Annotated in this window: 9 protein-coding genes; 7 read left to right on the top strand and 2 right to left on the bottom strand. The window is 45.2% G+C overall.

Annotation, left to right across the window (positions count from 1 at the left end):
* Nucleotides 1–144: 144 nt before the first annotated feature.
* Entirely contained in the window at nucleotides 145–1,212 is a 1,068-nt protein-coding gene (locus tag NFI81_RS17245) for an SDR family oxidoreductase (RefSeq protein ID WP_234611234.1), read from the bottom strand.
* Nucleotides 1,213–1,380: 168 nt separating this feature from the next.
* Here NFI81_RS17245 and NFI81_RS17240 point away from each other — a divergent pair, with 168 nt between their 5' ends.
* Entirely contained in the window at nucleotides 1,381–2,853 is a 1,473-nt protein-coding gene (locus NFI81_RS17240; protein ID WP_234611235.1) for a hypothetical protein, read from the top strand.
* A gap of 5 nt (nucleotides 2,854–2,858) precedes the next feature.
* Here the strand turns inward: NFI81_RS17240 and NFI81_RS17235 are convergent, their stop codons facing one another.
* Entirely contained in the window at nucleotides 2,859–4,667 is a 1,809-nt protein-coding gene (locus tag NFI81_RS17235; protein ID WP_234611236.1) for a glycoside hydrolase family 15 protein, read from the bottom strand.
* Between the two features lie 197 nt (nucleotides 4,668–4,864).
* Here NFI81_RS17235 and NFI81_RS17230 point away from each other — a divergent pair, with 197 nt between their 5' ends.
* The 6 genes from NFI81_RS17230 to NFI81_RS17205 all read left to right on the top strand — a co-directional run bounded on the left by NFI81_RS17230 (nucleotide 4,865) and on the right by NFI81_RS17205 (nucleotide 13,183).
* Nucleotides 4,865–5,272: a hypothetical protein gene (locus tag NFI81_RS17230; protein ID WP_234611237.1), complete on the top strand. Its 408-nt coding sequence runs from the start codon at nucleotides 4,865–4,867 to the stop codon at nucleotides 5,270–5,272.
* A gap of 76 nt (nucleotides 5,273–5,348) precedes the next feature.
* On the top strand, nucleotides 5,349–5,756 hold the full coding sequence (locus tag NFI81_RS17225) for a hypothetical protein (protein ID WP_234611238.1): 408 nt from the start codon (nucleotides 5,349–5,351) through the stop codon (nucleotides 5,754–5,756).
* 187 nt (nucleotides 5,757–5,943) lie between these two features.
* Nucleotides 5,944–8,349 (top strand): TonB-dependent receptor, encoded by a 2,406-nt coding sequence (locus NFI81_RS17220; RefSeq protein WP_254410596.1) that lies wholly within the window; start codon nucleotides 5,944–5,946, stop codon nucleotides 8,347–8,349.
* A 3-nt stretch (nucleotides 8,350–8,352) separates the two neighbouring features.
* Nucleotides 8,353–9,321, top strand: coding sequence for a DUF4249 domain-containing protein (locus tag NFI81_RS17215; RefSeq protein WP_234611240.1), 969 nt, complete (start codon nucleotides 8,353–8,355; stop codon nucleotides 9,319–9,321).
* 108 nt (nucleotides 9,322–9,429) lie between these two features.
* On the top strand, nucleotides 9,430–9,795 hold the full coding sequence (locus NFI81_RS17210; RefSeq protein ID WP_234611241.1) for a DUF4180 domain-containing protein: 366 nt from the start codon (nucleotides 9,430–9,432) through the stop codon (nucleotides 9,793–9,795).
* Between the two features lie 226 nt (nucleotides 9,796–10,021).
* The gene (locus NFI81_RS17205) at nucleotides 10,022–13,183 is read left to right on the top strand and encodes a T9SS type A sorting domain-containing protein (RefSeq protein ID WP_234611242.1); all 3,162 of its coding nucleotides are present in this window, start codon (nucleotides 10,022–10,024) and stop codon (nucleotides 13,181–13,183) included.
* Nucleotides 13,184–13,275 lie beyond the last annotated feature (92 nt).

Genomic DNA, 13,275 nt, shown 5'->3' with positions numbered 1-13,275 from the left:
TTTTAAAAATACAGCATTCAAATGTTCGAGGTTAGGTGTATATCAACCGGCTGTCCTCTAAATACAAAGAGGCACATTAAACAGCAAAAGGTTGTATGACTCAACTTATTGATTTTGCAGCATTTTTGATCAATGAATCTGAAATTACGGGATCAAATTCTCGGATCTGAGTCTTTTGAACAAATCGAAGAAAGAGTCCCGTGTATCCTGATATCCCGTAAAACCAAGTTTGCGGCTTTTGGACATGTCAGTCATCACTTCCATGGGGCGGCCCAAATCGAGATCCGTATGCCAGGGGGAAGCCAGGCGGTTGATATCCGATTCTTTTAAATTGTGCTTGGCAGCAATTTCTTTCCAGGCCGGGGCATCGTCTGCCATTTCTGCTTCCAAAGGACGAATTTGCCCATCAAAACCGGCTGGCTCAATGGAAAACCAGCCTGCAATTTGTTTCCAAAGCCATTTCCAGCGAAAAATATCTCCATTAGCCACATTGAATGCCTCATTATGCGCAGCTTCGGTGGTAGCGGCCCATATCATATGTTCAGCCAGGAGTTTTGCGTCGGTTACGTCTGATACCCCGTTCCATTGCTCGGCCGATCCAGGGAATTGAAATGGTCTGCCCGTTTCTTTACATATGCTCGCATAAATGGCCAGGGTCGTGCCCACATTCATTAAATTGCCAACCGCTTTGCCCACAACGGAATGGGGCCTGTGAATGCTCCATGTAAAGCCATCCCGGGCTGCGGCGGCATACACTGCATCTTCCTGCGCATAGTAAAAATTTTCCAGATCCAACCTCGGATGTTCTTCACGGACAGGGGTTTCGGGCAATGTGCCGGCTTTTGCATATGCTTCAAACGGCCCCAGATAATGTTTAAGCCCGGTTACCAGCGCAACGTGCTGAACGGAATTTTTCGAGGAAAGCGCGTCTAGCAAATTTCTGACCATTGCGCTGTTTACGCGGATATTTTCAGCTTCCGTATCATTGCGCATCCAGCTTGTGAAGAAAACGTGCGTAGGCGCAACTTCTGCCAGTTTCGCTGCCAGGTCATCCGGATTAAGCAGGTCCGCTGCAATGGGTTTTAAACCTGCAATCTCTGTATCTGGGTTACGGGACAGGCCGTACGTAATCCAGCCTTTTTCAATCAATTTTTCCGCGAGGTTACTTCCTGTAATGCCGGTCGCTCCCACCACCAATGCGATATTTGTCATATGCTTTACAATTTTTTAAATATTTCACTTAATATACAAAGTTACCAGCCGCATAAGCGACGATGATCGAACGCGTCCCTCAAAACATTTGCTTGGGCGACCTCAGCAAGGACGAGGTAGATTATCAGTCCTGCAAGCTTATGGTATCTTGAAAAATGGCGAAGATACATGAGTGCAGGGCTATTACGTAAATGTTGCATTTTTTACTTATTACTCCCCAATTTACTGTTTGGAATCGGCTGGTTCAGACAGCCATATTCGGCCCTGCTTACGATTGGGTTTGGTTACTTGCTTTATTTGGAATTCAAGAAAGAGGATCATACAAGCAGCCTGACTGTCAATAGCTTAGGCTTCCTATCTATATTTTCCATTGCGTGTGTATTCTTTTGTGGTATTGATGGATTTAGTAAACCATCATTTGACTGGCTTGCCCACAATACGAAGTTTTACGACCTGTTTCAAAACGACTGGCCGATATACTTTCCTGAGGTAGACAGATATGCCTGTTATTATTATGGATACTATCTGGTGCCTGCATTTGCCTCTAAAATATATGGACAATTACTGCCCTCCGTGCTCGTATTTTGGACGTTTCTGGGCTTTTTTCTGGGATTCGCCTGGATGCTCCTGCTTGTTGGCCAAAGCAGGTTCATGCTGGTGATTTTCCTGTTAATGCGCGGCGTTGGGCAGCTGGTATTCTCTGCTTTTAATCTTTTAAACTTATCACAGATCCACGCACCTATATTCAACCCTGCCATCAGATCTGTCTTCGAACAGAGTGCTTTCGCTCCCAATCAGATAATTCCTTCATTAATCGGTTCTGGAATCTTGTTATATGATTTTATGTACAGAGAAAAAATCGACGAGACCTTTTTTGCGGTGATATTGGTCTTTATCTGGGGTGTATTTCCGGCCCTTTCGTTGCTTGCTGTATGTGGCGCATTATTTATCCATAAATACATCTTGAATGACGGATGGAGAGCGATCGACCGGCGAATGGTGGTGGTTTCATACATTATACCGGGACTGGTCTTTCTGCCTATATTCACATACTTTCTTTCTTCGCAAACCTTAGCCATCCAAGGTTTTCTCTGGGAATTTGAATTTGCAGAGCATGTTTTATTAAGCTATGCGGCAGGTTTGCTGATAGACTTTACTGTCTTTTATATCGTCATTATATCCCTCAATAGAATCTTTCAGATTTTCCCCACATGGTTTATCCACACAATTTTTGGCCTGCTGTTTGCACTATCCACTTATCGAATGGGCATATATAATGATCTGTTTTTCAGGGGATCTATTCCGCTGTGCATCATTTTATTTATCGGAATTTTGAAGGGATTTGAGACTGGGATAAGAACCAGACAATTCCCAAAACAGAAGTCCTTTTATATAGCGTCTTCATTACTTTTATTCTTGATAATTAGCCTCATCTTCGTCAAATCAAACCTGCTAAGGGAAAATAAAATTGCAAGTCGGATAACTGGCCAAAAGGGGCATTACCGGACATTCGGTTACACGGACTACCCGAATATTTACCAGGCTCTGCTCCGTGGGTATAAGGATCCGGTAGGGGCAAAACAGTATTTGGGTGCTTCGGACTCGGTTTATGAACGGTATTTGAGCCGGCGGCATCATTAGTAGGATCACTGTCTGTCGAGCTGCTTGTCAATTTCCAATGCGGCGCTGATGAGAGCCAGGTGCGTAAATGCTTGCGGGAAGTTGCCTAAATGTTCGGCCTTGTGACCGATCTGTTCGCTGAATAAGCCAAGATGGTTGGCATAACCTATCATTTTCTCGAAACTATCAAGTGCTTTTGCAACTTCCCCACTTTTGGCGAGTGATTCAATGTACCAGAATGAGCACATATTGAATGTGCCTTCTTCCCCTTCCAGGCCGTCGAATGATGTTTCGCCGTTTTTGTAGCGATATAAAAGCACATCGACGCCCAGTTGTTCTTCCACGACTTTCAATGTGGATAGCCAGCGTGGTTCGTGGGGTGATATAAAGTGCATGAGCGACATCAGCAGAACACTGGCGTCTACGGTTTTTGCGCCTTTGTGCTGCACCCAGGCACCGATTTCCTCATTCCAGAAATTTTCATATATGTCTGTATAGATGTCATCCCGCACCTGTTTCCATTCATTTTCAGGAAAAGGAAACGAGCGCTGCTGGCCAATTTTGATCGCTCGGTCCATGGCCACCCAGCACATCAAGCGGCTGTGTAGAAAATGCTTTTCGGTGTTCCGGATTTCCCAAATCCCGTGATCGGCCGTTTTCCACTTCTCTATAACCACATTCACCTGTTCCACAATGGTTTCCCAAAACTCAAACGTAATGGCTGAATGCTGTTTGTTATAAATGTAAATGGTGTCAATCAACTCCCCATAAATATCCAGCTGGTTCTGGCCCTGTGCGCCGTTGCCGATCCTTACCGGTTTTGAATTTTGATAACCGCTCAAATGCGCAAGCTCTTTTTCTTCCATATCATGCCCGCCGTCGATCGTGTACATGAGATAAAGCTTGTCTTCCTGGCAGCGGTCGTGGATCCATTCCAGAAATGACGTGGCCTCGTCTGTATACCCGAGCCGGAGGAATGCGTACATCGTGAAAGCGGCGTCCCTGATCCACATGAATCGGTAATCCCAGTTGCGCCCGCCGCCGATCACCTCCGGCAAGCTGAATGTCGGGGCGGCCACCATCGAACCCTGCTCGCGTGAAGTCAGCAATTTGAGCGTAATCGCCGAGCGGTTTACAGTCCCGGTCCAGCGGCCTTTGTAACTAGATTTTTTGGACCAATTCCGCCAGAAATCGACCGTATCCTGGTAAGTATTTTTCTTGTAGGCTTCGATCGGGTTTTCCTCATCAACCTGACTTTTGCCGCATTCCAATACCAGATAGGCCGTTTTACCCTGTTCAAGCGTGAACTCGGCATAACCCGCATTCTTTCTGATCTGCAAAGGAACATCCGCAATCAGACGCATAACCGTTCCATCTGCATCATTTGCATGGAAATACACTCCGGCATCGCGCATCTTACTCGTATGCGAAGCATTGGCGTAGTCAAAAGCAGGTTCGCATTTCGCCTGAAAAGTGATCTTTCCCCGAACCGTCTTCACCTGCCGCACGATCGCATTGGATTTATCCATCTTGTCGTCAACCGGCATGTAATCCGTGACTTCCGCAATGCCTTCCTCTGAGAAAAACCGGGTCAGCAGGACCGCGGTCGCCGGAAGGTAAAGCTGCTTGGTGTTGTACCCGTCCATTTGCGGAAAAATGGCAAAGCACCCGCCGGTTTTGTTATCCAATAATTTTGCAAAAACCGTCGGCGAGTCGAAAGCAGGGTAACACATGAAATCGATAGAGCCTTCTACGGAAACAAGTGCAACGGTTTTTAGATTTCCAATCAATCCATAATCCTCAATCCGCGCATGTTCAGGGTTCTTTTTGGGCATTTGGCTTAATGTAAGTGTGGAAAGTTGTGTGTGTAAATTATCAGGCCAGTGGGGGGTGAGGGTTTCAACGCTTTACCGTTCAATCAACCAGACCTGCCGCAGGGAAAGTGAAAAGCCTTTATTACGCCCCGGGGAACAGAATTCGATGAGGTTTTGAAAATTCATCAAATATCTTTTTCACTTAAATTGAAACACACATGAAAACGAACAGATCAATTTTAGCTGCAGTGGCTTTGGCGGCATTATCTGCATGTGAGGAAAAAGAAATTCCAAGAGCAGATTCTTCATACATCACGGTAACATCACCAGCCTGGAATCAGGAGATTCATGATGATGCAGACATTGTTGTCAAAGCGGTTATAAAACCACAAGAAAAATCTGTGGTCAGTTACCACATATGGCTTGTCGACAATGAGAAAAATGAGGTATACAACAAAAAAGTAGATTGTGACTGTAAAGACAAGGACGAGATTCAGTTGGAGGCATCGTTCAAATACGACATCACAAAAACATCTGAACTGTTGCTACATGTTGATGCCGTGCTGAATGATGGCAGCAATATCCGGGAGGAAATCCCATTCAAGTTGATTGATGTCAAAAAATAGAGAGCGTGAATCTGATCGCGCTTGACCGGAACTAAGCCAAATGCAATGTATATCCTTTCACAAAATTTAAAAAGACATGAAAACGAACAGATTAATTTTTGTCATAGCCGCTTTAATAGCAGCGTTGAACTCGTGTAAGCAACGGGACATTACAAAAGATTCTCCTTTGATTACAGTGACTAGCCCCTTACGCGACCAAGACCTTATGGACAGTACCGCATTCAATGTCGAAGCAATTATTGAACCGAAAAATGCTTCGGTCATCCGTTATTACATACGAATACTTGACTCTGAGAGACAACCGGTGTTCGAAAAAAAGGTAGATTGTAATTGTATAGGAGAGAAGAGAGTAAACGTCAAGCAAGCGGTTGAATATGATGTGAATCAAACGACCAATCTGCTATTACGACTGAGCGCAACCCTTGATGATATGACTAATATTCAAGAGGAAGTCCCTTTTAAGATGGTTAATGTTAAAAAGTAAACCAACCGTTTGCGCAGTCTCATTCCCGGATAAATCGTAAAATTAGCTCTCATCAGCTAATCATCATCTTTAATCACGCATTCAAGCGGGATCATTAACCTCATGTTCAGGCAATCCGGAGCAACGGATCTGGTTTGCCTGAACTTAAAAAGCCACGTGTCCTTGAATGCAATAAGCCTGAAATTTTATGAAAATAACTATCATAATGGCCCTATGTCTGGCTTCAATGTCAGTTTATGGGCAGAAACGTATAACTATAAGCGGTTTTGTGAAAGAAAAGGGAAGCCAGGAGTTGCTGACTAGTGCTAATGTCTACATCGCGCGCTCTGCGACAGGATCGGTGACCAATAATTATGGGTTTTATTCCCTCACTATCCCCGCATCTGATTCGGTGACTATTGCCTATTCGCTGGTGGGTTATGAAACTGTAACCCATACTATCGCGGCTCACCAGGATTTGGAATTCAATGTGGTTTTGCCATCTGTTCGTCAATTAGACGAAGTTGTAATTTCCGCTCGCAAGCAGGAAGACTATATTAGTAATTCGGCCCAGATGAGTGTGCTGGAAATTCCCATTGAACAGATTAAGAAAATTCCTTCGCTACTGGGTGAGAAGGATGTTTTAAGAGGATTACAACTCATGCCCGGTGTGCAAAAGGGCACCGAAGGCCAAACAGGATTATATGTCCGCGGCGGCGGCCCGGATCAGAATCTGATCCTTCTGGACGACGCTGTGGTTTATAATGCTAGCCATCTTTTTGGATTCTTTTCCGTATTCAACAGCGACGCTATCAAGCGAGTCGAATTGACAAAAGGCGGCTTCCCGGCTCGTTACGGCGGTCGGCTTTCTTCGGTCGTGGAAATGGATATGAAAGAAGGAAGTAAAGAAAAGCTGCAGGGACAGGGTGGAATCGGGCTTATTTCATCCCGGCTAACTTTGGAAGGGCCGATATCAAAAGGAAAATCGTCATTCCTGATCTCCGGTAGAAGAACTTACATTGACGTGCTGGCTGCTCCTGTTTTGAAATACATGGAAAAAAAGAAGGACCAAAATGGATTTCGGCCAGGTTATTATTTCTATGATTTGAATGCGAAGATCAATTATGACCTCGGGCCAAAAAACAAGCTTTATGTGAGTGGCTATTTAGGACAGGACAAATTTTCTGTCAAAGAAGAGCACGGGACATTTAAAATGAAAGCCGGCCTGGATTGGGGCAATGCGACTGGAACGATGCGCTGGAACCATGTTTTCAATCGTAAGCTGTTTGCGAATACAGCCTTTGTTTTTACCCATTTCAATTTTACGACGACGAGTTATTTTAGGGAGGCGGTTGGCAATAGCGATGCTACGACCGAGTCAAGGCTGCGTTATGATTCGCGGATTCAGGATTTGAGCTTTAAAAGCGATTTTGATTTCTATCCAAATACGTCGCATTCCATCAAATTCGGCATACAAGCCACACGTCACAAATCCACACCGTCCGCTTTGGCAATTTCCGGCACAAAGAGCGAGGACAACATTGATCCTGTTGAAAAGCCGGTTTATTCATTGGAAGCCGGTGCTTATTTCGAAGACACCTGGCACCCTTTTGAAGCATTGAAAATGAATCTGGGCGCTCGATTAAGCTATTTTAAAGCGAAAAAAAAGATGTACATTAATCCCGAGCCGCGTTTTTCCGCAGCATTGCGGCTCGCACCGGATTTCTCAGCGAAGGCTTCTTACGCGCGGATGAATCAATATGTGCATTTGTTGTCCAACACTGGATTGGGCTTACCAACTGACTTATGGGTGACCAGCACGGACCGTATTGCTCCCCAGCAGTCGAGCCAAGTGGCGTTCGGATTCGCGAGAGATTTGCGAGACAAAGGCTTAACCATCACATTGGAAGGATTTTATAAGGATATGAAACGTATTCTCAGCTACCGCGAAGGCGCTAATTTTCTGGGTGTGAATGGAGAAAACGCCAGTGATGTAGATTGGCAGAACAACGTTACATCAGGAAAAGGCTGGTCTTATGGTTCTGAATTTTTAGTCCAAAAAAAGAGCGGCAAGCTGTCCGGCTGGGTAGGGTATACATTATCCTGGATTTACTGGAAATTCCCCGAACTGAACAACGGGCAGAAATTCCATCCGCGCTACGACCGCCGGCATGATCTTTCCGTTGTAGGAATTTATGAGCTCAACAAGCGCATAACCATGTCAGCAAGCTGGGTGTACGGAACCGGAAACGCACTTACAGTTCCCGCCGCCACCTATTATCCTGTCAGTGATAATTATTTCAACCGATTTGACCCCACTGAAACTATACTAAACAGCACTTATAAGGAATTCAAGGCTTCTGAATTCCCGGCAAAGAACAGTTTCCGCGCAGAAGCATTTCACCGGATGGACCTTTCAATTCAGTTTCATAAGAAAAAGAAACACCACGAACGGACCTGGGAATTCAGTGTTTATAATGCCTACAATCGTAAAAATCCGTTTTTCTATGACCGTTCGGAAGAAAAGATGGCCAATGGGGAGTGGAAAACTGTGTTGAAAAAATATTCCCTGTTTCCCGTTTTGCCGTCATTCAGTTACAACTTTAAATTTTGAGCCATGAACACAATCAAATCGATTTTCAGCATAGCGCTGTTAATCAGTATATTATCCGCTTGCGAAACTCCATTAACCAACATCCCGCCTTCGAAGCTGCCGCAAGCGGAATCCAAGCTGGTTGTTAACTCGATAATCTCGCCCCAGTTACCATATATTAATGTGCTGGTTACGGAGTCGATCCCACTATTTACAAAAACAGAAGCAACGGAAAGACGCGTGGAAAATGCCACCGTGAAGCTATCCGATGGTGTGAATGAAATCACCATTCCTTATGACACGGAGAATAAACTTTACTCCATTCAACAGTCCAAATTCCCTATTGAAGATTCAAAAACGTATTATTTATCTATTTCTGACAACACCAGAAGTGTTACTGCAAAATGCACGGTTCCCGGCAAGAAGCCTGTGATTAAATCGTACGAATTTGATACCATGCTGGTCGACAACTCATATACGAAAGACACCGTCCTTACATTGCGGATGAGCTGGCAGGATGTTCCAGGCGACACAAATTACTACAAGCTCGATGCTGTAATAGACTACCAATACTCCGTTGGTATTGTGACCGATAACAACGAAATCAGGGAAGAGCTACTCACAGACAATTTCCATTTTTACTGGCAAGGACAGGAGGGAAAGAGTGAATTCATGAGTGATAAATACCTGGATGGAAATATCATGAATTCGCTGCTTGGGAAATTCAATTATTTCCGGCCAAGGCAATTGACTATGGCTGATGGTGAAAAAGAAACCTATAACCCCAAAAACAAGGTTTTAGGGGTATTGCTGCAAGTCCTGAATGTTGATTCGAACTATTACAAATACATGCGTTCAATTGAAATTACAGGAAATTCGGACACTCCATTTGCAGAACCTGCGCCGCTTTATTCCAATACTAACGGCGGACTTGGATGTTTTGCTGCGTACAATGCGGCGCAGTTAAAGATCGTTTTTCCAAATAAACGATAGTCGCTCGTGAGTCAAATAATGAATGGTTGACTGAATGTGTGGATATTTTGTTAATTGAATCAATTAATAGAAAATTTGCCTAACCCTTTTGTCTAATCCAACATTGAAATGAACATTATATCGCATACAATGGGTGAAGTTCAGATAGGCGAAGTCACTTCCGACAAGCTGATTATTGAAACGGCAGAAGATGGACTGGACCTGCTGGGAAACCTTTATTACCAGGCATTTGACAGCATTATCATCCACGAAGAGAACATTACGCCTTCCTTTTTTGACCTGAAAACGGGTATGGCCGGAGAAATTCTCCAAAAGTTTTCAAACTACCGGATTCGCCTGGCCATTATCGGAAATTTTGAGAAATATCCTGGAAAGAGCATTCAAGACTTTATTACGGAAAGTAACCGGAGCGGGCGAGTTAACTTTGTGAGTAGTGTTTCGGAAGCGTTGGAAAGGCTTTCGGGAAGGCATTGAGAGAGGAATTTCTAATTTGCTTTCTTTTTGCATATCCGGTTGCAGCAATGAGCCGTTTCGGAATTTGAATGTCATTGAATTATTAGTTATTCCTTAATGTCGGAATCATTAAAGAAATTCTAAAAAAAAGTATATTTGTTCGCCATTGTAACAAAAAACTTTTTATATGTATACACACCTACTAAATCATATTCCTCAATGGATTGTGAAACTAATTTATTTTTTCTTGCTGCTACCGGTCTTCACCGGCGTATCGCAGGCTCAGAAAACCCATGTCGCCGGTCGTCCGGGCAGCGGAAGTTTTGGCAGCAAAATCACTGTATTAACCAATGGGAATTACGTAGTAACCGACCCTGACTGGAGCAACGGAGGAGTCGCTAAGGTGGGCGCAGTATATCTTTATGACGGTGCTACCCATAAACTGATCAGTACTCTCACTGGCAGTAAAGCAAATGACCACGTGGGGAATTTTGGTGTTACAGCGCTAAGTAATGGCAATTTCGTCGTCAGCAGTCCGCATTGGAGTAATGGTTCTGCAAGCAATGCGGGAGCAGTGACCTGGGCAAACGGGACCGCAGGCATCTCAGGCAAGGTCAACGCCTCCAATTCGCTGGTGGGCTCCCAGGCTGACGATTTTATTGGCAGTGGATATGTATATCCGCTCAAGAATGGAAACTATGTTGTTCGGAGCACGCAGTGGAACAATGGTCCTGCGGCCGAAGCCGGAGCAGTAACCTGGGGGAACGGGAACACAGGTATCACGGGTGTTGTAAGTGCTTCCAATTCTCTGGTAGGACTCAAGGCTGATGACAAGGTAGGCACTGACAATGTTGTTGAGCTCGCAAACGGGAACTTTGTTGTCCAGAGCCGCCATTGGGATAATGGTTCAGTACACAATGCGGGGGCAGTGACCCTGGCCAGCGGAACAACCGGAATAACCGGTGCAGTGAGCGTATCCAATTCGCTGGTGGGATCCAGTGCTAATGATCAGGTGGGTTTTCACGTTCTTGCTCTCGCTAATGGAAATTATGTGGTCAGAAGTTATGGCTGGAACAATGGGCCTATGGCTGAGGCGGGAGCGGTAACCTGGGGGAATGGTTTAACCGGAATAACAGGTGTTGTGAGCGCTTCTAATTCACTGGTAGGATCAACTGCACATAGTTATGTTGGTAACTTGACTGCCCTTGCCAATGGTAATTATGTTGTCGCTAGTCCATATTGGGACAATGGGCCTGTAATAGATGCAGGGGCAGTGACATGGTGTGATGGCTCAAAAGGGATGACGGGCGTCATCTCAGCTGCCAACTCGCTTGTAGGTTCCAGAACGCGCGATATGGTAGGCAATGTCTTTCCGTTAAGTAATGGCAATTACGTAGTTGGAAGTTCCGGCTGGCAGGTTGCAACGGATGTGCGGGTTGGGGCTGCTACATGGGTGAATGGAACTACGGGTTTAACAGGCGTGGTGAGCACTTCAAACTCGCTGGTGGGTACAACGGATTTAGACGAGGTAGGGGGCATCATTACTGCATTGACCAACGGAAATTATGTTGTTTCGAGTTTTGGCTGGAGCAATGGTCCGGTCAGAGCTGCGGGAGCGGTAACATTGGCAAATGGGACTACCGGAATGACAGGTGTCGTAAGTGTTTCTAATTCGCTGGTAGGATCTTCGGAGGAGGACGAGGTAGGCTATGTTGTTCCGCTTACAAATGGGAACTATGTGGTTTCAAGCTATAATTGGGATAATGCTTCGGTTAAAGATGCAGGAGCTGTAACCTGGTGCACTGGGACAACAGGGTTAACAGGAGTTGTGAATGCTTCCAATTCGCTGGTAGGATCAACTGAAGACGACAAGGTCGGATATAATATCCGGGGGCTTGGCAACGGGAATTATGTGGTATCAAGCATTTATTGGAAAAGTGTTCCGGAAAATTATACCGGAGCGGTAACCTGGGGGGATGGGAATACGGGAATAACAGGTCCTGTGAGCGTTTCCAACTCATTGGTTGGATCTCCTGCGCACGATTTCATTGGCTTTATCTATGAGTTGGATAACGGGGATTATTTTATAAGCGCCTTTCAATGGCATAATGGAGACAAGTATCATGCAGGAGCAATGACCCCATTGAGCGGGCAAGCATCCTTGTCAGGCGTTGCCAAATCATGTAATAGTATCCTTGGCACAACCGCGAATGGAGGCTGGACATTTAATGTTACCCGAAACAATGTGTACGATTATGCGCTGGTAGGATATGGTGCCGGAAACTTCTATGTTATCGTTAAAGACGGTTCGGTGGACGATAATCTGGCGGGTGACCATTCAGAAGTTACCGAAACAATTGCCGGCGCTCCGGTAACATTCCTGAATGATTGCGGTGAAGTAGGCATAGTAGCCCCTTCCGCAGAAGGCTCTGCCGTTAATGGAGCAGTGAGTGTGAAAGTTTATGTTGCAAACTCGGCCCCTTCTGCTGGTCAGCCTTACGTACGTCGGCATTACGACATTACCCCTGCATCTAATGCCAACACGGCCACCGGGCGGGTCACGCTTTTTTTCGCTCAATCTGATTTTGACGATTTTAATGATAACCGAGAAAGTGCACCTGCTTTACCGACCGGCCCGACGGACAATGACGGCATCCAAAACATTCGCATTACTCAAAACCATGGTACGAGCCAATATGGCTCTCCTGGAAGTTACACCGGCTGGACCGGAGCTGGGCCGGCTGTAGTGTTGATAAACCCGGAGGATGGCGATATTGTGTGGAACGACGTGGCAAAGCGCTGGGAAGTAGGCTTTGCGGTAACAGGTTTTTCAGGGTTTTTTGTCCACAGCAATGTGGATGAGACCGTTTTGCCTGTGCATCTGGTCAGCTTTGCGGCGCAGAAGGCGGAAGGGAATGCGCTATTAAAATGGAAGACCACAAGCGAAATAAATGCTTCTCACTTTGATGTAGAAAGAAGTGTTGACGGCAAACAATACATTATAGTCGGAACAATGCAAGCAATCGGCGACGCAAATAAAGAAGTTGACTATTCTTTTACCGATACTACATTTGCCTCTTTGGCTCGGGTTGCCTATTACCGTTTGCGCTCTGTGGATGCCGACGGCAGTTACGCGTATAGTCATGTTGTGAGTTTGCAAGATGATGGAAAACATCTGTCTAACTATTTATATCCCAATCCAGTACAAACCGGAACATCTGTCATGTTCAACGCTGGCAGCAGGCCTGGCAATATTCACATTGTGGATTTGAAGGGCAGGAGAATTGACGCAGCAATTACACAACGGAGCGACACTGAGTTTGTCTTGAGTCAGTTGCCTCAGGGCATATATGTGGTTAAATTCGATACTGACCATGGCACTGAAATCCAAAAACTGGTTGTAGAGTAGACAAATGATCTGAAATGCTGGCACAGATTTTATCTATTCCCTATCACAATTCATCAACAACTTAAAAACATGAAATCGTCAGTAAAAAATCA

This window comes from Dyadobacter fanqingshengii (assembly GCF_023822005.2).
Taxonomy (GTDB): domain Bacteria; phylum Bacteroidota; class Bacteroidia; order Cytophagales; family Spirosomataceae; genus Dyadobacter; species Dyadobacter fanqingshengii.
The sequence above is the reverse complement of the archived record's forward strand: the minus strand, read 5'-3'. Positions and strand labels throughout refer to the sequence as shown.

Coding starts and splice junctions, on each gene's coding strand:
- NFI81_RS17245 (WP_234611234.1), bottom strand. CDS start 1,212: ATGACAAATATCGCATTGGTGGTGGGAGCGACCGGCATTACAGGAAGT.
- NFI81_RS17240 (WP_234611235.1), top strand. CDS start 1,381: ATGAGTGCAGGGCTATTACGTAAATGTTGCATTTTTTACTTATTACTC.
- NFI81_RS17235 (WP_234611236.1), bottom strand. CDS start 4,667: ATGCCCAAAAAGAACCCTGAACATGCGCGGATTGAGGATTATGGATTG.
- NFI81_RS17230 (WP_234611237.1), top strand. CDS start 4,865: ATGAAAACGAACAGATCAATTTTAGCTGCAGTGGCTTTGGCGGCATTA.
- NFI81_RS17225 (WP_234611238.1), top strand. CDS start 5,349: ATGAAAACGAACAGATTAATTTTTGTCATAGCCGCTTTAATAGCAGCG.
- NFI81_RS17220 (WP_254410596.1), top strand. CDS start 5,944: ATGAAAATAACTATCATAATGGCCCTATGTCTGGCTTCAATGTCAGTT.
- NFI81_RS17215 (WP_234611240.1), top strand. CDS start 8,353: ATGAACACAATCAAATCGATTTTCAGCATAGCGCTGTTAATCAGTATA.
- NFI81_RS17210 (WP_234611241.1), top strand. CDS start 9,430: ATGAACATTATATCGCATACAATGGGTGAAGTTCAGATAGGCGAAGTC.